General features: G+C 66.3%; 13 protein-coding genes and 1 pseudogene. 5 read left to right on the top strand and 9 right to left on the bottom strand.

The genetic code is table 11. From position 1 onward, the window contains the following. The first annotated feature begins 3 nt into the window (after nucleotides 1-3). Both exbD and ACVIJ6_RS04975 read left to right on the top strand, forming a co-directional pair. Nucleotides 4-459, top strand: coding sequence for a TonB system transport protein ExbD (gene exbD, locus ACVIJ6_RS04970; protein WP_456771740.1), 456 nt, complete (start codon nucleotides 4-6; stop codon nucleotides 457-459). A 28-nt stretch (nucleotides 460-487) separates the two neighbouring features. After that, on the top strand, nucleotides 488-1,279 hold the full coding sequence (locus ACVIJ6_RS04975; RefSeq protein ID WP_012041588.1) for a TonB family protein: 792 nt from the start codon (nucleotides 488-490) through the stop codon (nucleotides 1,277-1,279). Between the two features lie 462 nt (nucleotides 1,280-1,741). Here ACVIJ6_RS04975 and ACVIJ6_RS04980 read toward each other — a convergent pair whose 3' ends face one another. The 7 genes from ACVIJ6_RS04980 to ACVIJ6_RS05010 all read right to left on the bottom strand — a co-directional run bounded on the left by ACVIJ6_RS04980 (nucleotide 1,742) and on the right by ACVIJ6_RS05010 (nucleotide 14,030). Then, nucleotides 1,742-3,595, bottom strand: coding sequence for an outer membrane beta-barrel protein (locus ACVIJ6_RS04980; RefSeq protein ID WP_456771741.1), 1,854 nt, complete (start codon nucleotides 3,593-3,595; stop codon nucleotides 1,742-1,744). Between the two features lie 215 nt (nucleotides 3,596-3,810). Beyond that, nucleotides 3,811-4,152 carry a cupredoxin domain-containing protein gene (locus tag ACVIJ6_RS04985; RefSeq protein ID WP_456771742.1) on the bottom strand — a complete coding sequence of 114 codons (342 nt, stop codon included), beginning with the start codon at nucleotides 4,150-4,152 and terminating at the stop codon, nucleotides 3,811-3,813. 551 nt (nucleotides 4,153-4,703) lie between these two features. Further along, on the bottom strand, nucleotides 4,704-5,468 hold the full coding sequence (locus ACVIJ6_RS04990) for a cytochrome b/b6 domain-containing protein (RefSeq protein ID WP_456771743.1): 765 nt from the start codon (nucleotides 5,466-5,468) through the stop codon (nucleotides 4,704-4,706). 10 nt (nucleotides 5,469-5,478) lie between these two features. Further along, entirely contained in the window at nucleotides 5,479-5,757 is a 279-nt protein-coding gene (locus tag ACVIJ6_RS04995) for a PepSY domain-containing protein (RefSeq protein ID WP_456771744.1), read from the bottom strand. An 857-nt stretch (nucleotides 5,758-6,614) separates the two neighbouring features. Next, nucleotides 6,615-7,223 carry a DUF4399 domain-containing protein gene (locus tag ACVIJ6_RS05000; RefSeq protein WP_456771745.1) on the bottom strand — a complete coding sequence of 203 codons (609 nt, stop codon included), beginning with the start codon at nucleotides 7,221-7,223 and terminating at the stop codon, nucleotides 6,615-6,617. A 9-nt stretch (nucleotides 7,224-7,232) separates the two neighbouring features. Next, nucleotides 7,233-8,708: an SUMF1/EgtB/PvdO family nonheme iron enzyme gene (locus tag ACVIJ6_RS05005; protein WP_456771746.1), complete on the bottom strand. Its 1,476-nt coding sequence runs from the start codon at nucleotides 8,706-8,708 to the stop codon at nucleotides 7,233-7,235. Between the two features lie 27 nt (nucleotides 8,709-8,735). Continuing rightward, a complete protein-coding gene (locus ACVIJ6_RS05010; RefSeq protein ID WP_456771747.1) occupies nucleotides 8,736-14,030 on the bottom strand; it encodes an AAA family ATPase in 5,295 nt (1,764 codons plus the stop codon). Nucleotides 14,031-14,857: 827 nt separating this feature from the next. On the opposite strand from ACVIJ6_RS05010, the gene ACVIJ6_RS05015 reads away from it, so the two are divergent. From ACVIJ6_RS05015 to ACVIJ6_RS05025, 3 genes are all read left to right on the top strand, one after another. Continuing rightward, entirely contained in the window at nucleotides 14,858-15,802 is a 945-nt protein-coding gene (locus ACVIJ6_RS05015) for an efflux RND transporter periplasmic adaptor subunit (protein WP_456771748.1), read from the top strand. Continuing rightward, nucleotides 15,795-18,953, top strand: a complete 3,159-nt coding sequence (locus ACVIJ6_RS05020) for an efflux RND transporter permease subunit (RefSeq protein WP_456771749.1) — start codon at nucleotides 15,795-15,797, stop codon at nucleotides 18,951-18,953. Before ACVIJ6_RS05015 ends, ACVIJ6_RS05020 begins: the two co-directional genes overlap by 8 nt. Nucleotides 18,954-19,229: 276 nt before the next feature. After that, the gene (locus ACVIJ6_RS05025; RefSeq protein ID WP_456776904.1) at nucleotides 19,230-21,740 is read left to right on the top strand and encodes a spermidine synthase; all 2,511 of its coding nucleotides are present in this window, start codon (nucleotides 19,230-19,232) and stop codon (nucleotides 21,738-21,740) included. A 58-nt stretch (nucleotides 21,741-21,798) separates the two neighbouring features. Here ACVIJ6_RS05025 and ACVIJ6_RS05030 read toward each other — a convergent pair. After that, nucleotides 21,799-22,423, bottom strand: a pseudogene (locus tag ACVIJ6_RS05030) (2OG-Fe(II) oxygenase family protein). An 89-nt stretch (nucleotides 22,424-22,512) separates the two neighbouring features. Beyond that, the gene (locus ACVIJ6_RS05035) at nucleotides 22,513-22,839 is read right to left on the bottom strand and encodes a hypothetical protein (RefSeq protein WP_456771750.1); all 327 of its coding nucleotides are present in this window, start codon (nucleotides 22,837-22,839) and stop codon (nucleotides 22,513-22,515) included. Nucleotides 22,840-22,911 lie beyond the last annotated feature (72 nt).

Consider the following 22,911-nt stretch of genomic DNA (forward strand, 5'->3'; position numbering starts at 1 on the left):
GCCATGGCTGTTTCTCTCTCGGAAGCCGATGGTGACGATGACCTCGGCGAATCCAGCGACATCAACGTCACCCCGTTCATCGACGTCATCCTGGTGCTGCTCATTATCTTCATGGTGGCGGCCCCGCTCTCGACGGTCGACGTGCCGGTCGACCTTCCAACCTCGACGGCCACGCCGCAGAAGAAGCCGGACAAGCCGATCTATGTCAGCATCAAGCCGGACCTGACATTGTTCGTCGGCGAGGAGCAGGTGAAACGAGCAAGCCTGGTGGGCTCGCTCGAGCACATCCCGGAAGCCACCAAGGACAAGTTCGTCTTCCTGCGCGCGGACCGCGGGGTACCCTATGGCGAGTTGATGGACGTGATGGAGCTGCTGCGCACCGGCGGCTATTCGAAGATCAAGCTCGTCACCGTCGAAGGCGTTGCGCAGGCGGCCGCGACCGCTCCACCTGCGCATTAGAATCCCTCATCACCAATGGAAATGTAGAATGGTCGAACACAAGTATCAGGGAGCGTCGCGCCGCTTGTGGATCTCGGCGGCAATCGGAGCGCTGATGTTGCACGGCGGCGGCGCCGCGCTTGCCGTCGTCCATCTCAACGGCCAGGAGACGGATGGTGGGCTCGGCGCCAATGGCGCAGAGTTCGCGCTTGAGATGGCCTCGCCCCAGGTCGAGGACAATGATCTTCCGGCCGGACCGGACAGCGACGCGGCGGAAGCCGCGCCGGAGCAGATGCAGCAGACCGCTGAAGTCAAGGAGTCCGACGCGGTCAAGGACAAGCCAACCGAGACCGAGGAGGAGGCCGATCGCGTCGTCACGATGAACGACCCGAAGAAGCCGGAAAAAGAGGAGCAGCAGCAGGCGGTCCAGCAGGCCGAGGCGTCAGTCGCGTCGGCCGCTCAGGAGGAATCGGCACGCAAGGCGCTCGACGAGGCGGCGCCACCGGCCGAGACTGCCAAGGCGCCCAATCCGGGAATGGGCAAGGACAAGCAGAAGCTGACCAATGATTGGGGACGCAAGATCAGCGCCTATTTCGAACTTCACAAGCGCTATCCGGAGGGCAAGAAGCGCAACGGCACGGTCAAGGTTGCGCTGGTGCTGAGCCGGGCTGGCAAGGTGATGTCGGCCTCGGTCATGCAGTCCTCCGGGGATTCGGTGTTCGATCAGGCGGCGCTGTCGATGATCCACCGCTCCGATCCGGTGCCGGCGCCGCCCTCGGGACTGACCGACGACCAGTTCAGCTTCAGCATCGATGTGAACTTCAATCAGAAGAATAAATAGCACGCGCTCCAGCACGTGCATCTGCAGACTTGGCAGCGTTCGCGACCGCGCGGGCGCTGCCTTTTCGTTTCGCCCGGCTCGATGTCGGCCACGCGAGCCGATCGCAACCGATCATTTGAGCTCGGACAATCGTGGATGCCGGCGTGGAGGCGGGATATCACCGATCGCTCAGCGACCGCCCTCCCCATTGCGAGCCACCACTCTCGCCATCATCACGGCTTCACCGTCACGGCGGCGCCTCAGCCACAAGAATCGCCGCGGAGCAAGGCTGTTGTAATGAATGTCGCGTGGAATGAGTTTGACAGTCGACGGATGACCGACGTGCACGAGACAGGCGCTCCCCCGATGAATTCATCTGGATCAGCAGACCGCGAGATGCACCGGATCATTGGCATCGTTGGGAAAGTGAGCGCGCCGACGGGTCGCGAGAGGCGGGCTCCGTCTCGCCGCCAGCGCCATGCGCTAATACTGCACCCTGGCGCCGACCTGCACGACAGTCGCAGAGAGATCGTTCTCCCGGAAGTTGGACCGGGTCTCCTCGCGCCGGACGCTGGCCCTCAGTTGCAGCAGGCGGGAGAATTTGTAGAGCATGCCGAGCTCGACCAGATAGCGATTGTCCACCCGCGTGGTCCCGGTGAACGCGTCCTGGCCATAGCCGGCAAGGAACGTGCCCACGAGCCACGGCTCGAACTGGTGCTCGATGCCGACGGTGACGTCGCGCTTGAGCACGCCGGAGATCCCTGGCTCGGTGATCTCCACCACCTGGGACTTGGCGCCGAGCATGATCGCCGTCTCCTTGGCGTATTGCCAGGTCAGGTTCGCATCGGCAATGAAGCCACCGACCGGCTTCAGCATCGGATCCTGGTAGCGCCGCGTGAGATAGCCGACAGCGACGTCGCCGGTCAGCTTGTCGGCATAGGCGAACGTCACGCCCGCTTCGACGGCCGTCCCGGTCGAATCCCTGCGGAATCCTTCCGCATCGACCGCGATGTCATGAACGCGCCGGTCGACCGCGACATCGACGAACGGCCGGATCTCCGGCGTCAGATTGTAAGTCACGCGGCTTTGCGAGCCGTACTGAACGAAGTTGCGATCGGCATTGCTGACGATCTGGCCGTCGATGAGCGGCGCGTTCTGGAACGCGACGCGATCGATCGCCGCCTTGGTCGAGACTTCGATCTCCTCGAACCTCTTGGTCACGCCGGCCGAGCCGCCGACGGTCGAGGCCAACGGGATCCTTGCGAAGCGGCCCGCGAAGCGCGGCGTGCCGGGATCATCGGCATCGACGGCAACGTGGCCCTCGCCGTTGAGCGCAAACGTATCGGTGATGTCGTAGCGCCCATTCACCTTGGCGTCGACGGTAGGCCTGCTGAGCTGCCGGAGCTTTGCATAGTCGATATAGCCGACGCGCACATCGGCATTGAGCAGATGGCGCTCGAACTGCGAACGCACGAGCAGAACCGGCGCAACGCTGACGAAGCCGGAGCCCGCTCCTTTGGGCACGCGGCCCGGATTGCTGTCGAAGCCCGACGACATTTCGAACGCAGGCTTCAGGATGAAGTTTCCCACCGTGATGCCCTTGGGCTCGTAGGGATCCTCATCCATCATCGGTGGCGGCTGAGGCTGCGGATCCTGCGGCTTGCCCTTGTTGACCGGCGGCAGCTTCATGCGTGGCTTGTCCGCCAAAACCGGCGGAATCGGTTGCGCGTCCTGCCGCGGAATCGGCGGCAGGTTTCGTGGCAGCACGCCGCGGGTCGCCGGGGGCGGGCTCACAGCGAAGGCCAATGCGTCCAGGCAGCGATTGGGCACGTTGGTCGGCACCAGACGACCTGGTGTCGCCAGGCAGCCTCCAACCAGAAGGCCGGCGGATGGCGCGCCGAAGAAACCGTTGCGGACCGGTGCCAGGCGCGGCGCCGGCTCGCGGCGCGCGGCCTGCGGAAGCGCACCGGCCGCAGGATCGATCGGCGATTTCGGTCGCGGCGGCGCGCGCTCGTCCGGCTGGGCGGCTGCGGACTTCGGCTCCTGCTCCGGCTCGTTGCCACCAGGAGCGATGATCATCTGCGGGATGACGACAGGACCGTTGCCATTGGCGGGCCGCGCCAGCGGCCGCTTGCGATTGGGCACAACGACCACGGGGCCGCCGTCGATCGTGCCGGGGTCGGCATAGGCGCGCGCCTGAGTCTGGGCATAGGACGGAGCAGACTCGACCAGCAGCACGAACAACACAGTGATCGCCACCGCCTCGTCCGGACGCGGCAGCACACCGCGACGATCGCGACAACTGGGACTGATGCTCTCTCGTCCTGCCCGTTGCAAAAAGACGTGTCTCCCGTGAAGCGCGGCACCACCCGACGGGCCGCGACTCGCAGACGTCGATAGGCTGGCGGCCGGCACAGGCTGGCCGCCTTCGAAGGACTGTGAGGCCCCGAATCCACCGGCGGATCGAGACGGCGCATGCCATCCGCGAGACGGCCCCATGTGGCGCTTGATCGTCGCCTGCCCGGGCACACCGAAGGCCCAGCCGGACGCGGCTATTCCACCACCAAGGTGCCCTTGTTGCCCTGATGGAAGTCATCGAAGAATTCGTAGCGTCCAGGCTTTTGCGCCTTGACCTTCACCACGCCTTCCATGTTCGGCTTGATCACGGTCTCGAACTGGAGAGGCTCGCTCTCGAACTCCACCGGTGCGCCGTCGAGATTCTTGACCTTGAACACGATTGGTGTGTCCGCCGGCGCCTTCAGCTCCGCGGGCTGAAACTTGTTGTCCTTGACTGAAATCTCGATGGTGGTCTCCGCCGCGCTCGCCGGCAGCGCAATCGCCGCGATCAGCAGCGCGACGCCCCCAAGGAGTCCTGCTTTTTCAAATCGCATCATGGCTTATATCCCTGTCCCCGAACCAGTCTGTCTCGAATTCGCCATTTGCGCACCCGCCCTGGAGATCGCGCGGCGTTCGTAGAACTAATATAAGTTACAGAATGCGGCGATTTGCCGTGTCGAAACTTGACGAAATCATTGTGTGCGACAATTCGCGAAGTTTATTAGTCGCGGCTTCGCCAGCCTGCCCTCCGCAAGAGCCTCGCACGCATCATCTCGTGCCATTTCAGCACAGCGAAAGAGCTGCCTTCATCGCGGCGCATCGATGAAAGCGATCACAACTCACCTCATCGCGTGCGGATGGTGAACGACCTGAGTTGCGCTGGCCTTCGCATCCACTACGTCAGCCACGCCGACCCGAAACGCCATCAGACATCGCATGTCTGCATCATGTCTGCATCAGGTCACGACGCCATCCGCCTGATCGCCCGCATCGCCGATCACTGCACATGAGTAATCAGCGTGTCGGATGCGTCGAACGATTTGCATGACGGCGGACAGGCTCAGCGTGCCGCGATGTTGCACGTATTGGGACAATATCGCTCGTGATCTCAGCCGAGGCCGAGCTTCCTGTCATAGGTGCTGAGAGCCCGCGGCATACGGGGCGAGGGCTTGACGCCCGCGACCTGTGGATTGCCCCGATGAGGCGGCAGCTCGGGCACCATTGAAACCTGCTCCGCCGATCCAACGTCCGCACTCTCTTTCGCGGAGCCTGCCGGTCTCGCCGCAGGTGTGGATCCCGGCATCCGCTTACGTCCGGTCAACATCGCCCGCGCGAGGTTCTCCTTCTGCAGGACACTCATCCACAACGTTCCGAGCAGGTGGATGCCGATCAGTGCCATGACCGCGTTGGAGGAGAGCGAATGCACCTCCTGGATCCACCCCACACCAAAGAAGCGCAGCGAAATCTGCATGACGCCGCTGATGGTCGAAATCAACAGAAGCCCGACCATCGCCACCAGCATCGCCGCGCCTGCGGGATTCAGACCGATATAGCGCCCGGTCTCGCCGCGAAAGATGTTGATCATGTAGCGGGGGGCTGCGCGCAGCTTGAGACTGATCCGCGCGAGCAGCGAATGGCGGGTGCCGATGACACCCCAGATCAGCCTGAATGCGAGCAGGCCGATGACGGCATAGCCCGCCGTCCGGTGCAGAGCATCGTGAGTATTGGGCGTGACGCAGGCGATGAGCACGAAGGCGGCGAGAGCCCAGTGCCAGACGCGCAGCGGGACATCCCAGACCGCAACGGTTTTCGATACCGGGAGCGCCGGCGCTCTGGAAGAGACGCGCTCTCGTGCCTGTCCTGCGTCACGCATGATCGTCAGATCACTTCGCCTTCGTATGCTTCAGCGCGAGGTCCTCCGGGCTGTAGAACAGCTCATAGAGCTTGCCGCCCTTGACGCCATAGACCTCATAGCAGGTGCCCTCGATCTTGGTCTGGCGAACCTCGTAGCCCTCCGACTTCGCCTTGGCTTCCGCGTCCGCCACGGTCTTCCACGACGCCTTGTCGAGCTTGGTGCAATCCTTGTAGCCGTCGGCCAGGGCAACGGAGCCCGATGCCGCGCCTGCGGCGAGCGCAACGACCATGATCTTGATGATCTTCATTCTCAAATCTCCTCCAACCATGCGCCATTGCGCGCATGCACCGCGCTGAGCGCAAGACGACAAAGAGGGGTGGGATTTCAACGAAACTTGGACAGCGCCCGCCGCCACATCCGTGCGCAATCGCGCACGCTCGGCCCGAATCGTCCCGCAAGTCGCCGCATTGCCGCTCGGCTCCGGACCCAACTACGTTGCAGCTGAGATCAAACGATGTCGATCCGCCCTTGTCGTCTTCTCATGTCTGCGATCGGATCGATTCAAACGCGAATGCAACTGACATTGATTCGCAAGCAACTATTGTCGCTGAAGCGGCGCGCGCGCGTGCGGCACGCGCGACCGGCACCGACTTGCATGCGCGGACCACCACACTGCTGCCGGATTACAGCTGTGACGATGTTGAGGCGGGATGCGAGCGCACAATCGCGGGATGCGACAATCGGTCTCGAAAATATTTTTCTTGAACCCACGGCTTCAGCTGTCGGGACAGCGCTGCGAGCCACACTGATGTCCGATGGCTGCCGCGTTACGCCCATCCGGGCGCACAACGACCGTTGACGCTGATCTCACTTGCGATCGCGGCCCTCGCCGATGCGTTCCGCCGACCAGGCGGTCGGATCGCTGCATGGATGAGGATTTGTCTCCCCCCTCCGCTACGACGTCCCACCAGGAGACGTCAGGATTGGCCATTGCCGCGGGCAGATGCGTGGCCATGCCCGGCGATCTGCCTGCGCGCGCGAGGTCACCGCGCAACGCTGCGTGGGCGAGGCAGGCCCGCCCTGACGCGCGCGTTTCGACGTCGGTCAACCCGCATCGTCAGCGAGGCACATACGCCTGGGGCCATCCGAGACGTGCTGCGCGGTCTACTTCGTTCCCGAGAGGACGCGGCTGATGAAGTCGGAACTTTCAGGAGACTTCGTCATCTCTGGCGTCACCATCTGTTGCGGCTGCTGCGGCTCAGCCGGCAAAGCGCGCTCCTGGATCTTCCGCCGCTCGCTGGTCGTCCTGCTCGCGCGCGCCTGGTCGTCCGACGCGTTCGGCTTGCCGACGGTGATCATGATCTTTTCGGAGACCACGGGCGGATCGAAATTCAGATGCTTTGCATCTCCGACCACCAGCTGCAGCGTATGCTTGCCGGGCGACAGTTCGATCCTCGCCTCAGTCTCGCCGGCCGCGTAGTGAATGTGCTTCTTGTCTCGCGGAATCGGCTGTCCGGCTTCCATCGTGTCATCGACGTCGATCAGCAGGTGATGATGGCCACTGCCGGCGAAATCATCGCCGGCATGCGTCACGCCCATGTTGCGCAGGCCGAAGCGGCACCAGAACGCCCCGCTCACGATCTCGCCGTCGGACGGCGAAATGAAATAGACCTTGGCATCCTTCGGAGACTTCGTGCCCTTGGCCGAGGCGATGGCAGGCACGAGAGAGATCATCAGGATGAAACAAAGTCGCACAGACACTGTCGGCCGCATACTGGTCCCTTATGGTGTAAGCGCGACCCGGAAACCGAGCGTGGGATGACGGATGCGGCCATCGTAGCGGTCGCGGCTGCCTGCGCGCGCATCGGATGCGCCATTGCTCCAGGAGCCGGAGCGGATCACACGGGCGTAGCTGCCGTCATCGAGCCATGCGGACCCGTCCGCCGGGGCTCCCTTGTAGGATTTGTGCCAATTGTCCGCGACCCACTGGGCCACTTCGCCACCCATGTCGAACAGGCCGAACGGGTTGGCGGCGAAGCTTCCGACTTTCAGGGGTTGCGCGGCGTCGGCCGCCTCGCTGGCAGTGTTGCACCCCTTGCAGTTCGCCATGCCTGGGCGCATGCGATCCCCCCACCAATATCTGCTGCGGCGCCCGGCGCGAGCGGCGTATTCCCATTCGGCTTCGGTCGGCAGCCGGAATGCCTTGCCGGTGACCTTGGCGAGCCAACCGAGATAGGCCAGCGCATCGTCGTAGCTCGCATTGGTGACCGGTTGATCGTCGCTTCCAGCGGCGATCTCGGCACAGCTTCCGGCCGCGACACACGCCTTCCACTCTCCGACCGTCACCGGATATTTGCCCATCGCGAATGGCCGGATGCTGACCTGATGAACCGGCTGCTCGGAATCGTCCTCGCCGCCCATCGCAAACGTTCCGCCGGGGATCGCGACCGTCTCGGGCACGCGCGGCTTCGGCTGCGCGCTGGCGGCATCCGCCATCACGACCGGCTTCGCGCTTCCGGCCGACTGCCCCTCGGGCGGCGGCAACGGGTCCGCGGCCTGCGGCTGGCGGATGGCAGCCGGCGGTGCTGACGGCGTTCGCTGGCTCGACAGCGCCTGGGTTAAAGGCGCGGCCGCATCCATCGTGGTTCGGCGCACCGCAACCGAGGTTGGCAACGGCTCCCTCTGCAGCGAGACGGCGGAGAGTCCAGGCGGAGCCTGGATCAGAATCTGCAGATTGCGCAGTGGCAGGAGCACGCCGCCCACCGCCACCACGACCAGCGCAACGACCCCGACGGTGACCCGGATGAACGCCTTCCGGTGTTCGACAAACCGCGCCAGCAGGGCGTGCAGCCGGCCAGTCCGCTCCACGTCTTCCTGATCATCGGCGCTGTCGTCCCAGCTCGGCGGGGACAGCTTCATCGGCTGCGGAGCGATCCGCTGCGCGACGAGCGGCGCCGGTTCGTATTGTGCCGCCGCCTCGTGATGTTCGATGTCCGAGACGGGATCGAGCGATTGCTCCAACGCTCCGCACATCATCAGCAGCAATCCGCCGCTGCCGTTGCCGGTCCAGCGTTCCTGGATCTCGGGACATGCCACTTGATCGTCGACGTGCAGGAAGCTCGGTGGGCGCATCGCACTCAGCGACACCTGCACCGAACGGCCGCAGCGCCGGCACTCCACCTTCAGCGACTCCGCCGGCAGCGTGTCCTCGGCGAGCCTGGGCGCCCGCAGCCATCGCAACGTCGAACTCTCGCTCATGCTGTCCTCGCCACGCTGCTGGTCCGTCTACTGGCCCCAATTGGCGAATGCGTCGTTGAACACGCGGTCGCCGTCGGGTCCCTTCTCGATCGACAACAGCGCCCGGTTGCCGCCCTCGTACACGATCGGGATGTCGAACCATTGCTTGCCCTTCAGAAGCAGCACGTTGCGCTTGGCATCAACCTCATTGGCCGACAATGCGACCATGAACACCCGTGGCGTGACTCTCGCGGTCTGGGTGACCAGCGCCGTTCCGCGCTCCGCCTCCGCGCCCTTCAAACCGATACCCCTCAGGCTGCTCAGTCCGATGGTCTGGTCCGGCCAGGCGAAGCTCAGGTCCAGGACATGGCTCGCCGGCAGTTCCTGATCGTCATTCCGCCGCAGCGACAGCGTCGCCTTCATGCCGTTCTCGATCTCGATCTCGCCTCTGAGCACGGGCGCGGCGTTCACGCGGGGTCCCTTGCCCTGCTCGAGCGACCAGGTCACCTTGCCGGCGAAGCGCTTGCCTTTCGGATCCTGCGGATCCTCGTGATAGAGATACGCCTGGGCGGTGACCGGAGCCGCGACCGCGGCGCTCTGTCCGACCGTCACGCGCTCTTCATTGGCCGCTGCAGGCTTTGCATCCGGCGCAGCCTGCTCGGCCTCGGCGGTGCGGGGCGGCGCCTCCACAGGCGGCGCCGGGTCGATCGCCGCCACGGTCGAGGGCGCCTTGAGATAGTCGGCGGCCCGCTCCCAGGACAGCGCTGCGCCAAGGAGGGCCAGCAGGCCGACCGCGGCAATGGCCATCATGCGTCGCCGCGGCAGGCGCCGGCGCGGCGCTGTCGCGCTCTCGGTTGCCTGGAACGCCATCTCGACCAGAGAGCGGTGAATCCTGGACTCGGAGGATGCTGCATGCTGCTGCGGCTGCTCCGCGGCTTCCGTGCTGACGGGCGTGTCGACGGTCGATCCCACCGCTTCCTGCGCGACTGGAGCCGGCGGTGCCGCATTCGGCTGCGTGTCGCCCCCGGACGGCTCAGGGTCCGCAGCGGCGGCAACCAGCGCGGGTTCGTCACGCGGCGGCGATGTCACCGGCAGCTGTTCGGGCGCGGGCGGCACCGGCGGATCAGTCGCAACGACAACGGACGGTTCGGATGCGGCAGGGCTCGCCGGCTCCACTGGCACCGCTGCGGCCGAACGGCGACGGAAGATGCGGACATCCGGGGACGGCTTGCGAGCAGCGTCGGCAGACTCCTTGGCAACAGGCTCCTTGGCGAATGTCGCGTCGAACGATCTGTCATCGGCGCCCCGCTCGGCGCGGATGTGCGGGACCGGAGCCCCGATGCGCGTCCTGGCTCCGGCCGGAAGCTCTGCACCGGACCGGCGGGCCAGCGAGAGATATTTGGCGACCGTGGCGATCTCCTCCTCGAGCGTATGCGGGGCAGCGACCGGCTGGGCCGCGCGTCGTTTCGCCGAGATGTCGAGTGTCGCGACGGGCTTGGCTGGGGCACTCGGCCGCGCGATCGGCGCCACCATTTTGGCCGGAGGCTGCGGAGCCACCGGGCTGGCCTCGATCGCGCGCGACGGAGCGCGCAGGTTGATCACGCGCTCCGGGAACAGGATCTCGGCCAGATCGCGCAACGAGGCGTCGGGCAGCAGCAGGCGACGAAGTGCGACGGGCATGCCGCCTCGCGCAGCCCTCGGATCCTCGGCGCCCATCCTTGACTCCAGGTCGCCATCGAGCCGGCTGTCGCGCCGCTCGTCGCTCACCACCACCTTGCGGGCGCGCAGCATTGCCGTCAGCTCGCGCAGGTCCGAGCGCGAGGCATGATCGATGATCACGAGATCGAACGTCCCGATCCGCGCCGGAAGCAGCTCGGCGACGCGCCAGGCGGGCATGACATGGCACGGGATTTCCTCGAACCAGCCTTCCAACGATCTGCGCGCGGTGAGGCGCAGGCGGCGCGCGGCAGGGCCAGAGCAGGCCGAGACCATGGTGCGCATCGTCTCCCTGAAACGCTTGAGCGACTGCCTGACGGCAGCGCTGGCGTTCTGCGCGATGCCGAGGGTGGCTCGGGCGCTGATCACCGCCTCGAACAAGGCCAGCGATCGGCTTTCGAGCCGCAGGCGCTGAGCGACGAGGTCTTGCAACAGCCGACGCTCGTCGGCTCGGTCGATCCGCGCCAGCGCGGCCATGTTCCAGGCAGCCACCCAATCCGGCAGCAGCACGGGGTCCGCGGCGGTGGCTGCCGGCTCTTTCCTGATCCGGTCGGCAAAGTGCGGCGCACCGGCTTCGAGCACCAGCCGGCTGGCGGTCCTGACGATGCGATAATCGTCGCCGGCCTGCGCGATGGCCTCGATCGTCGCGATCAAGCCACGCCAGCGTGTCTCGATGTCGTGCGCCTCCACCTCGGCATCGCCGATCAGCGAGAGAACGTCGGCCTGAACGGTCGTTGCCAGCTCTCCTGCCCCGGCAAACAGCTCGCCCACGCGCGCCAGTTCGACGAGGGGACCGGAGACCCGCGCCATGACGCTCCGGATCGCGGCGCCAAGCGCTGTCGGCCGCCCGACATCCGCCAGCATCGCGGTGGCCTCGCTGTCCGGCACCGACATTTTGCGGCAGGCATCGACAACATTGCGGATGGCCAACGTCGCCGTCACGATCGCGGCATCGATATTCCTGACGATCCGCTCGAGATCGTCGAACGCCCGCGCGGCTTCCAGCTCGATGGCGGGAGCGCCGAGCTTGACCGCAATCGCCGTCCATCGCGCCCGCAGCGTCTGCAGATCGCGCCGCCAGAGCAGGAAGCGCCCGACATATTGCCAGTCTGCTGGTGTCGATGGCGGCCGCCCGTCCACGGTGATGGCATCGATCGCAGCCCTCAACGCCCGGCGCACGCGCACAAGCGGAGTGAGGGCTTTGTCGCCGGCGGCCAGGCGCTCGACCACACGAAGGGCGTCCTTCCGCGCGAACGCCTCGACCGGAACCTGCACCTGCCGCCTGGAGAATTCGGCGCCCCGCGACAGCTGAAAGGAGGCATCCCGCGCCCAGCCAACGACCTCATCGACGCTGCCGGCCATATCACTGGCCTTGGGACCGAGCGGCGACAGCCGGGCAAGCCAGGGCTCGTCGGCAATCACGCGATGAGCCGCGACCAGCGCATCGAGGTCGACCGCCAGCCGGTTGGTCGCGTCCAGCCCGAACGCCGCGATCGCGTCGAGCGCAAGATCCTCGTCGCGCCCCTCATTGGACGACAGCGTCGCCTGCTGCCGCAAATCATCGTGCAGCCGCAGGATCGACGCGACGTCGGGCAGCGCGGCGATCTCGGGCAGCTCGTCATCGATATGCTTGAGCCGCTCGGCAAGCCGCAGCCGCGCCGCGCGCGCCTGTTCGACGGCGACGACCAGCGGGTCCGTGACGGAGAGCAGACAAGACGGGCGGTCGGTCAACCAGGACGGGATGGCCTGGTCCGTCGTCAGACCTCTGATCAGATCCAGCGGCAGCTCGGACGGGCCGCGGGCGAGACGAAGATGGCGGCCGATGACGTCCGCGATCTCGCCATCAAGCGACGCGGTCTGCGTGCGCTTGGAGATGATGTCGCGTTCCAGCCGGCTGATCTGGCCGGCGAGTTCGGTCAGATTCGTCGTATCGACGATCGACTGCAGCCGGTCGGCCAGGACTTCCGCATTTCTAAGCACGTCCTTGTCGGAGCCGGTAGAGCTGACGGAAAGCTCACGAATGCCAGGCGGCAGCTTCTGATGCAGGAGCGTCAGCGCGGTCTCGTCGCGAGACACGACAAGAACGCGCGAGCCGAGCGCGAGATGATGGCTGACGATGTTGACGAGCGCCTGAATGCGCTCCTCGCGCCCGCTCGCCTGGATGACCACGCCGTCCGAACGCGACAGCTCGCGAACCACCTCGACCTCCTCGCACGAGGCGGGTCGCGGGAAGAACAGATCACCAAGGTCGATCAGGACCGGCTTGGTCGTCGGCCCGATATTGATCGGGGCGCCGACGATGCTGGACAGATGGCGGCGCGCGCTGGCCCGGCCCAGATTGGTCGCCTGCGGCAGCAGCGCGCTCACCGCTGCGGTCAGGCAGCACTCGCTTTGCGGCGCGTGCTCGATCGCGTTCTTCAGACATTCGATGTCGCGCAATGCGCGGCTTTCCGGCCGCCTCCGCACCGACATCGCCCAGCGCCCCGGCGCGATCGCGGCGTCGACGCCCTCACTCGAATCCGCGTCATCCAAGCCGGTGAGGCTTCGGGCCGACAACTGACCGCGCTGCGCGCCCGCTGCACTCAGTACCTGCTCGACGCCGATCGGAGTGAATGGCGACAGCTCGTCATGCTGCTCGAGCATCTCGACCAGGCTCTCAGGCCTGTCGCGCAAGACGAGCGCGGCGTCCGGCGCCAAGGCGTCGAGGGCTTTGAGGGTCACGGACGTGCCGACGAAACGCGGCCGGATCCTCACCTCAGGATCTGGCCGTGCGATGATCTCGATCTCGACCGGACGCTCGAACAGCGGCATCTCGAAGTCCCGCCCGGCGTGGCGCCACGACGCCTGAGCCATCCCCCACACGACTTCCTTGGTCGGATCGGCCTCTGTCGCGGCAGCAAGCTCGCGCAGCCGCTGGTGGATGGCCATGGTGCGGCGCCGTGCGCGCTCCGTATCGGCCCAGGACGTCCATGGCCCCGCGACATAGCGCTCGATCCGCTGCAAGAGATCCGGCCGCTGGTCCAGGCGCAGTCGTCCAGTCCAGGCCGCGGCAGACGCGTCCTGAGACGGTGATGGCGAAAAGTCCTCAGGCCGCGCGTGGCGGGCGAAGGTGAGACGGTTCTTCTCGATCTCGCCCACGGTGACGACAATGCTCTCACGCAGCTGTGGCCGCCGATCCGGATCGGACGACGGTTCGAGCCAGGCCTCCAGATCGGAGTCGATCGGCGGCGGATCGGTCGCAACAAGAGCTTCGATAGCCAGCCACACCGGGCCATCGACGTCGAAGGTGTTGAGCACGACGCCCGGCAGGCTTTCCAGCTCCCGCTGGTCCAGGGTGATACCGGGCTCCCCTGTCCATTGCTGGTCCTGGCGCTCGATCGGCGCGCCGGCAGACCGGATGATGTCGGTCAGACACCCAAGCACGTCCCTCAACGGCTCACCGGCCGGCACGGCGCTGGACGCGTCCGGCCCATCGGATCCCACCGATGAGGACTCGGACTCCGCGATCGACATGCCACTCGCGGTGATCGCGCCGAGCAACCGCCGGCCGAGTTCGGCGCTGCCGACCGGCGCGGCCCGATCGTTCGGATGATTTTCGTTAGGCCGCACATGGACCGGATGGCTCATCGCGCTAACCCCTCCCTGGACTGGGCCATATGACTGGCCTGAGGTCGGCAAGAGGCTGACCAGCACGGACGGCCCGGGCCGTGATGACGGCGCTCTGAGCGATCAAACAGCGGATACAGTCTGGGCAAGCTTTCCTCGCAGCAACGTCGATGGAACTCCCGACTCGTTGCGGAGGCGTATGGCGAAGTGAGGTCACATCAATGACGCGACAGGTAGAGGAATGTGACGATTCTTGCCCCCGGCCGGGAGTCGGGCAAAAATCCCGGGTCTTTCCATGATGGAAATCTCCCGTAACGGCCGCCCTACACTTGGTTTTTCTCAAATGGACAGCGACGCCGCGGTGATGCGAGTCACTCGCACACGTATTTGCTAGAAGACATCTAAGAATACTTCTAACGGCACAGCAGAAGCGTTCTGACGCAGGGGCAAGCGCATCATTGCCGTAAAAGCGCGCGCTGGGCGCCGGGTTTCAGCCATGCCGACAGCTGTTCTGCGGCACGCGCGGCGTTGAGTTTGACAGGATGTGAATGTCAGGACGACTGCGGCAAGGTTTTTTCGTCGCGCGCACGCGCCCTGCGCGCGACGAAGCTTTGTCTTTTGACCGAGATAGCGGCGCCTCCGCGCGCGGTGCAGCATTCGCCCAGCAAACGCGTCGCGGAAGACCGGTTGCAATGGCCCAGCTTGAAACCCATGCTCAGCTGAAGTAGCTGTTGAGGCCGTCACAGCAACGTCACGCGACGTTCCCCGATCGGTGGGACTGCAACTACATGTCTTGGCAACGGGTGAAGACGGCCGCCGCGTGTGGTGCAACGCTTCTGACACTGATAATGGCCTGTTCGACTGAGCCGGTGCTGGCCCAGCCGGAAGGGCGCGAGCCGGCGACTGTCAAGCTTTCCGCAGCGCAACAGAAGCAGGTCGGCCTGCAGACCGCCGTGCTCGCGGCGGAATCCCATCCCGAGCAATTTCGTGCCTATGGCGCGGTGCTGGACGTCGCTCGCCTGACCGACCTCACCAACAGCTACGCGAATGCCCAGGCGCAACTGCAGACCGCGCAGGCGAAGCTCGAGGTCGCAAGGCTCGCCTTCGAGCGCGCCCGCGACCTGGTGCAGTCGGCAGCGATGCCGAAGAAGGACGCGGAAGCGGCTGAAGGGACGTTTCGTACCGATCGGGCCGCGCTCGCCGCCGCGGAATCGCAAGTGAAGACGTTGATGGCGACCGCACGGCAGGAATGGGGCCCGGTGATCGGAAAGGGCATCGTTGAGCGCTCGCCGCAGGTCGTGCAGCTGATCGAACGCGAGCAGTTGCTGATCCAGGTCACGCTGCCACCTGGCGTGTCGCTGGCCGTGCCGCCGCGCACCGCGCTCGCCCAGACGCCGGGGCGGACCGCCAATACCGATCTTCTTTACCTGTCGCCTGCGCCGCGAACGGACGCCCGCATCCAGGGTGTGAGCTATTTCTTCGTGGCCGCAGGCGACAGCGGATTGCTGCCGGGGATGAACACCACGGCCTACGTGCCGTCCGGCAAGTCATTCGACGGCGTCTTTGTCGAGGATACCGCGATCGTGCAATGGCAGGGCCGCGCCTGGGTCTATCTCCGGGCCGGTCCCGAGACGTTCAAGCGGCATCCGATCCGAACCGACCAGCCCGTCTCCGACGACGATTATGTCGTGCAGGACATTCCGCCGGGCTCCGAGATCGTTCTGCGCGGCGCGCAGGTGCTGTTGTCGGAAGAGGCCAAGAGCGAGCTTCGCGGCGGCGGCGACGATGATTGATGGTGTGCGTGCGGCCGCGGGCCCGCAGGCCGCGTTGATCGCGTTCGCGATCCGCTTTCGTGGCATCGTGCTGGCGCTTGCCTGCACGATCCTGGGCTACGGACTGTTCTCACTCGGCGATGCCAAATATGGCGTCTTCCCGGAATTCGCCCCACCGCAGGTCTCGATCCAGACGGAAGCCCCAGGCCTCAGCCCGGAACAGGTCGAGGTGCTCGTCACCCAGCCGATCGAAACCTCGATCAACGGCTTGGCCGGCGTCGAGACCATGCGCTCCTCGTCGATCCAGGGGCTCTCGGTTCTCTCGGTCATCTTCCAGCCCGGCACCGACGTGTTCAGGGCCCGCCAGTTGGTGGCGGAGCGCCTGGCCGCCATCGTCAACGGCCTGCCGCAGGGCGTGCGAGCGCCCTCGATGACCCCGCTCGTTCCGGCCGCCGGCACCGTCCTCGTCATCGGACTGACGTCGGAGCAGCGATCGCTGATGGATCTGCGCACGATCGCCGACTGGACCGTCAGCCGTCGCCTGCTCGCCGTCGCCGGCGTGGCCCAGGTGACGACCTATGGCCGGGACGTCCGATCGCTGCAGGTGCAGGTGCGCGCGGACGACCTGGTCCGCTTCGGCATCGGCATGAACGATGTGGTGGCCGCCGCGCGCAAGGCAACCGGCGTCCGCGGCGCCGGCTTCGTCGACACGGCCAACCAGCGTGTGATCCTGCAGACCCAGGGACAATCGCTGACACCGGAGCAACTCGCGCGAACGGTGCTGCTGCACCAAAGCGGCGCCAGCGTCGTGCTCGGCGACGTCGCAACGGTGGTGAGCGCTCCTGAGCCGCCGATCGGCGGGGCGCTCATCAACGGCAAGCCTGGCATCATGATGATGATCAGCCAGCAATATGGCGCCAACACCCGCAACGTCGCCGCGCGGGTCGAGGCTGCGCTGCAGGAGCTGCGCCCGACGCTCGAAGGCGAGAAGGTCCAGCTGCACGCCGACCTGTTTCGTCCGGCGACCTTCATCGATTCGGCCATTCAGAACGTTTTGTTCGCGCTGCTGATCGGCGGCGCGCTGGTGATCATCGTCCTGTTCCTGTTTCTCTCCGACTGGCGCACCTCGGTGATCAGTTGCACCGCCATTCCGCTGTCGCTGTTCTCGGCGGTCCTGGCGCTGCAATGGATGGGGCAGAGCCTCGATACGATGACCCTGGGCGGCCTGGCGATCGCGATCGGCGAGGTGGTCGACGATGCGGTGATCGGCGTCGAGAACGTGGTGCGACGGCTGCGCGAGAACCGCGCGCTGCCGTCGCCGCGCGCTGCGGCGCGCGTCGTCTACGACGCCATGCTCGAGGTTCGCAGCGCCGTTGCGTATGCGACCTTCGCCGTGCTGCTGGTCTTCGTCCCCATCCTCGCGCTGCCCGGGCTTGCCGGCCGGTTGTTCGGGCCGCTCGGCATCGCCTATATCCTCGCCGTGCTGGCCTCCCTCATCGTTGCCCTGACGGTGACGCCGGCTCTGGCCATGGTGCTGCTGGCCGGCCACAAGCCACGCGGCGCGCCACGCGAGCCGCCGCTGGCGCGCTGGTCGCGCCATTACTATGAGCGCCTGTTGCGGCGGCTCGGCCGCTTTCCCAAGCTGGTGATGGCGACCGCCCTCCTGATCACGCTGGGAGGCGCCGGCCTGGTGCCCTGGTTCGGCGGCACCTTCCTGCCCGATCTGAAGGAAGGCCATCTGATCCTGCACGTGTCGATGCTGCCCGGCACGTCGCTCGATGAATCATTGCGGCTCGGGACGATGATCGCAGAAGCCTTGCGCGCGGTGCCCGAGGTACGCAGCGTGGCCCAGCATGCCGGCCGCGCCGAGGCCGGCATCGATACGGCCGGCACCCATTCCAGCGAGATCGAGGTCGACTTTCAGCCGGGCCTGTCCGGCGACGCGCAGGAACTCGCCGAACGGCGCATCCGCGCCGCCCTCGCCAACTTTGCCGGCATCAACCTGTCGATCAAGACCTATCTCACGGAACGCATCGAGGAGACGCTGTCCGGCTTCAACGCTGCCGTGGTCATCAACGTGTTCGGCCCAGATCTCGACGACCTGGAGACTGCGGCGCGCGACATTGCGCGCGAGCTCGGCGAGGTCTGGGGCGCCATCGACATCCAGCAGCAATCGCCTCCGGGCATGCCTCAGGTCAACGTCACGCTGCGCCCGACCGACCTGCAATCCTGGGGCCTCGACGCCGTCGAAGTCCTGGAGCTGATCCGCACTGCCTATCAAGGCGACGTGGTCGGCCAAGCCTATGAAGGCAACGTCGTCTTCAACGTGATCGTCAAGCTCGATCCGGATGCGAGCGCACGCCCGACACAGATCGGGGACATGCCGATCCGCACGTCGAGCGGCGCATATGTGCTCCTGAAGCAAATCGCCGACGTCTACGGCACGTCCGGGCGCTATGTCGTGCTCCATCGCAACGGCCAGCGCGTCCAGACGGTGACCGCGAACGTGGCCGAGCGGGATCTCGAATCCTTCGTGGCCGCCGCCAAGAGGAAGATCGCCAAGGAGGTCAAGCTGCCGCCTGGCGCCCATGTCGAATTCACCGGAGCCGCCGAGGCCCAGGCGAAATCGCGCCGCGATCTCGTCGTCAACGCTTCGCTGGCGACGCTCGGCATCGTGCTGCTGCTCGCGCTGGTCACCAAGCATTGGCGCAATCTCGCCTTGGTGCTGATCAATCTTCCGTTCGCTTTCGTCGGCGGCGTGGTCGCGGTCGCGCTGACCGGCGGCGTGCTATCGCTCGGATCGATGGTCGGCTTCGTGACGCTGTTTGGCATCGCGCTGCGCAACTCGATCCTGATGATTTCGCACTACGAGCACCTGGTCGCGGTCGAACGCCGCAGCTGGAACCTGGATCTGGCCATCCAGGGGGCGGCCGACCGGCTCGTTCCGATCCTGATGACCTCGCTGGTGACGGGCCTCGGCCTGCTGCCGCTGGCGCTCGGTGCCGGTGAGCCGGGCCGTGAGATCGAGGGGCCAATGGCGATCGTCATCCTCGGCGGGCTGCTGACCTCGATGGCGCTGAACCTGCTGGTGCTGCCGACGCTCGCCGTCCGCTTCGGCCGGTTCGTGGCCGATCCTGCGAGCCCAGTGCCCAGCCTGGCCACGCCGGTGTGACAGCTTCGCCGCACATCGCGGCGGCCAGCGGGCACTGAGCGAACGGCGGCGCGTCCGCGCGACTGTCAATCCACTGTCATGAAAGCCCAACAAAGAGGTGGCGAGCTCGCAACGGCGAGCCGCCGTCGAACATGCCTCCCGCCATCCCCGGACCTGCCCTTGCCCGACACACACCCTGCCGCCGCCACCGGGACCGATGTCGTCGGGACTCCCGACGACACCCGCATTGCCGCGCTGACATCGGCCACGGCAAGCCAGCCGGCGTCGCGCCGGGCGATGCCGGTCCTGATCGCGGCCTCCGGACTTGCCGGGCTCGGCTACGAGATCGTCTGGACGCGCCAGCTCAGTCTCGCTTTGGGAACCGAGATGATGGCGGTGCTGGGCGCGATCGCCGGCTTCTTCGCCGGCCTGGCACTCGGGGCGTTCGTGCTGGACGGCCATATTCGGCGCGCCGCGAAGCCGCACCAGGTCTATGCCGTTCTCGAAACCATCATCGGCCTATGGGGCGTCTGCGCGATCTGGCTGCTCCCGGCCAGCGCGCAGGCCTTGGCGCCGCTGCTGGGCACCGCTCCCTCACCGGTCCTGCTATGGAGCGCCAGCTTCCTGCTGCCGACCCTGGTGCTGCTGCCGGCCACGGTGGCGATGGGCGGCACGCTGACGGCGCTGGAGCGCATGATGTCCGCGGCACAGGACGGCGGTCCTGTCAGCGCCGGCGTCTACGGCGCCAACACCGCCGGGGCTGTCGCCGGCACGCTGCTGTCCACCTTCGTGCTGATCCCGACGCTCGGCTTCGCCACGACGTTGCTGTGCCTCGCCGCAGTGAACGCGGCCTGCGCGCTGGCCGCGCTGTATCTGGGCCGGCGGCTGGCGATCGAGCCACGCGCAGATACCCCTCGCGCACATGCCGGGATCGGCCTCAGGCTCACGGTCACCTTGTTCGCCACCGGTCTGCTCGGCATCGGCATCGAGGTGCTGGTCGTGCGCCTCGCGGCGCAGACGATGCAGGACACCGTCTACAGCTTCGCCTGCCTGTTGTCGGCCTATCTGTTGGGGACCGCCGCCGGCGGCCTGATCTGGCAGCGTGCCGGGCCGAGGATGAGATCCGGCAAGACCGCGCTGCTCGCCGGCACCGCCGTCGTCGGGCTGGGCACGGCGCTGCTGGCTCTCTCTCTCTCCGACCTTGCGGATCGCGTGGCGGACCATGGCATCGCCGGCGAACTCAGCCTCGCCCTGCTGCTGTTTCTGCTGCCGGCGATGGCAATGGGCGCGCTGTTCGGCCAGCTCATGCAGGAGGTCCGCGACATCAGCGGCTCGGTCGGCTGGGCGGTCGGCATCAACAGCCTCGGCGCCGCGATCGCCCCGCTGCTCGCAGCCCAGCTGCTGATTCCAACGCTCGGCACCTGGAGGGCGCTTGTGCTCGCGGCGACGGGATATCTGCTGCTGCTGCAGCCGAACCGCGCCACCTTGCGCTGGGCTGCCGGGCCAGCCCTGCTTGGTGCGCTGTTGCTGGCGTGGCCCGCGCCCAGCCCGGTGAAGGTGCCCCACGGCGGCAAGCTGTTGGCGCTGCGCGAGGGTCCAATGGCCACCGCGAGCGTCGTCGATGACGCCTCCGGCGCGCGCTATCTGGAGGTGAACGGACACTTCCGGATGGGCGGCACCAGCTCCGTCCGGTCCGATTATCGCCAGGCCATGCTGCCGCTGCTGCTGCATCGGGCGCCGCGCACCGCGCTGTTCCTGGGGGTCGGCACCGGAGCGACCGTGCTCGGCGGCGCACAGCTGCCGGGCCTCGACGTGCGCGCGGTCGAATTGTCCTCCGAGGTCGTCGCGTTGCTGCCATGGTTCGACGACGGCGCGACCAAGCAGCCGATGCCGCCGATCACCGTGGCCGATGCGCGCCGCTTCATCGTCGCGGATGGCGGACGCTACGACGTGATCGTCGCCGACCTGTTTCATCCGGCGCTGGACGGCAGCGGGGCGCTGTATACGACGGAGCATTTCGACGCGGTCAAGCAGCGGCTAGCCGCCGATGGCGTGTTCTGCCAATGGCTGCCGCTCTACCAGCTCGATGCGCCCTCGCTGCGGGCCATCATCAGGAGCTTCCTTGCCATCTTCCCGGACGGCTCAGCCTGGCTGAACCATTACAGCGTCCGCACGCCGATGCTCGCGCTGATCGGATCAAGCGTCCCGCAGACGCTCGATCCCGGCCGGCTTGCCGCCCGGTTTTCGCAGCCGGAACTCCGCCCTGTCCTTCAGCCGCTCGGCTTCGACCGGCCCATCGACCTGCTCGGGCAATATGTCGCCGGCGCTAGCGCCCTGGCGCGCTTTGCCGGTCCGGGGCCGCGCAACACCGACGATTTCCCGTTCGTCACCTTCGACGCCCGGAGCAATGTCCGAGCGCTCTCGGCCCCGCCCTGGCAGTTGCTGTTGACGGTCATCGGCCAGACGACGACCGATGCGGCCGGACTGATGCCGCAGGCGGATCGCCCCGCCTGGGACCAGCGCCTGAACGCCTATTGGCAGGCGCGCAATCGCTTCCTGCAGGCTGGCGCGGCGCTCACCGGCGACCCGCGCGGCGCGGCATTAATCGCAGCGGCGGCGCCAGGCCTCCTCGATGCGATCCGCCTCAGCGCCGAGTTCGAGCCGGCCTATGCGCCTCTGATGAGCATGGCCAAAGCGCTGCTCGCATCGGACCGGCATGGCGCGGAACGCCTGCTCCGCGCCATCGACGCGGCGGCGCCGTCACGCGGCGAGGCGCGCGATCTGCTGTCGCAGGAATTCGGCGGATGAAAACAGCACAATTCGTATGAGTGGAAACCCGCTCTTCCGCAAGGATCACGCTCTCGCGTCAAGAGTCGAAGCTGACGCGGTAGCCCCAACAATCCAGATGATCCGGGATCGCATTGAAGGCGATCGTGATGCGCTGGTCGCCCTGATTGCGCGGTACCTCATGATAGAGGTAGCTCGGAAACAGCACGAGATCGCCCGGCTCCGCCTCGGGCAGCACATATTTGCCGGCATTGAACGGTCCGACCGCCGCGCTGCGCGTATGATGGCGGAAGGAGAAGTCGCTGCCGCCAGGCGGCCGCACAAACACGGTGCGGCTGCCGGGATGCGAGGGCGTCAGATAGAAGATCCCGGAGATGAAGCTGTTGGCATGGCGCGTGCAAGGTCTGATTGCCGCCGGTCTCCAGCATGTTCGTCCACATCTCCTTGACGGTCCAGCGCAGCTTCTCGCCGAACAGCAGCTCACCGAAATCGACCAACTTCGGCACCGCCAGCTCGGCGATGGTCTGGAACAGATTGTTGGCGCGGGGATCGGCCACCTCGGTATGAAACAATTGGCCAGAGCGCAGATTGCTCTCGATCTTCGAATTCCGGATCGCCGCCACGGCGGCGTCTTTCAGCTCGGGACTGAGCAGTCCCGGCGAACGCAACAACGGAATCGGAAAAAGCGCCTCGATCTGGTCCATGCCTCAATGCCCTGCACGCGTCGTCACAATCCGACAATGTGCTGACTTGCATGACAGAGCGATGACGGCGCGCTCCGCGGATCTTTCGATCAGCGTGGCGGCACCTCATGCGCGCCAAGAATGTCGAGCCGCTCACCCGGCTTCAGGCTGTGAGGCCGCTCGCGTGCCTCCCATACAGCCCGCTCGGCTTTCTCGACACAATCATCGAACTCGCCATTGCCGGCTTCGACCAGCGCCTGCTGGATGTCCCGCTCGGCGAAATAGCGCGACACGTCATCGGCCGGGAGCGCGGCTGCCTCCGCGCGCGCCTCGGCCACCGCAGCGTCACAGGTCTCCTGCGTCGGCTCTTCCTCACTCGCGGATACAGCATTCGTGAGCGCGAGGACGGCGGCAATCGAGAACAACAGACGAGACATCGGCGGACGAACCCAGGCAGACCCTATCAAAGACAAGAAGCGCCGGTTCGTGAACCGGCGCTGATAGCGGCG

Source organism: Bradyrhizobium sp. USDA 4369 (genome assembly GCF_054056435.1).

What these genes read in the sequence shown, in the direction of transcription:
- exbD (WP_456771740.1), top strand. Translation starts at nt 4, where the DNA reads ATGGCTGTTTCTCTCTCGGAAGCCGATGGTGACGATGACCTCGGCGAA.
- ACVIJ6_RS04975 (WP_012041588.1), top strand. Translation starts at nt 488, where the DNA reads ATGGTCGAACACAAGTATCAGGGAGCGTCGCGCCGCTTGTGGATCTCG.
- ACVIJ6_RS04985 (WP_456771742.1), bottom strand. Translation starts at nt 4,152, where the DNA reads ATGATGCGATTTGAAAAAGCAGGACTCCTTGGGGGCGTCGCGCTGCTG.
- ACVIJ6_RS04990 (WP_456771743.1), bottom strand. Translation starts at nt 5,468, where the DNA reads ATGCGTGACGCAGGACAGGCACGAGAGCGCGTCTCTTCCAGAGCGCCG.
- ACVIJ6_RS04995 (WP_456771744.1), bottom strand. Translation starts at nt 5,757, where the DNA reads ATGAAGATCATCAAGATCATGGTCGTTGCGCTCGCCGCAGGCGCGGCA.
- ACVIJ6_RS05000 (WP_456771745.1), bottom strand. Translation starts at nt 7,223, where the DNA reads ATGCGGCCGACAGTGTCTGTGCGACTTTGTTTCATCCTGATGATCTCT.
- ACVIJ6_RS05005 (WP_456771746.1), bottom strand. Translation starts at nt 8,708, where the DNA reads ATGAGCGAGAGTTCGACGTTGCGATGGCTGCGGGCGCCCAGGCTCGCC.
- ACVIJ6_RS05010 (WP_456771747.1), bottom strand. Translation starts at nt 14,030, where the DNA reads ATGAGCCATCCGGTCCATGTGCGGCCTAACGAAAATCATCCGAACGAT.
- ACVIJ6_RS05015 (WP_456771748.1), top strand. Translation starts at nt 14,858, where the DNA reads ATGGCCTGTTCGACTGAGCCGGTGCTGGCCCAGCCGGAAGGGCGCGAG.
- ACVIJ6_RS05020 (WP_456771749.1), top strand. Translation starts at nt 15,795, where the DNA reads ATGATTGATGGTGTGCGTGCGGCCGCGGGCCCGCAGGCCGCGTTGATC.
- ACVIJ6_RS05025 (WP_456776904.1), top strand. Translation starts at nt 19,230, where the DNA reads ATGCCGGTCCTGATCGCGGCCTCCGGACTTGCCGGGCTCGGCTACGAG.
- ACVIJ6_RS05035 (WP_456771750.1), bottom strand. Translation starts at nt 22,839, where the DNA reads ATGTCTCGTCTGTTGTTCTCGATTGCCGCCGTCCTCGCGCTCACGAAT.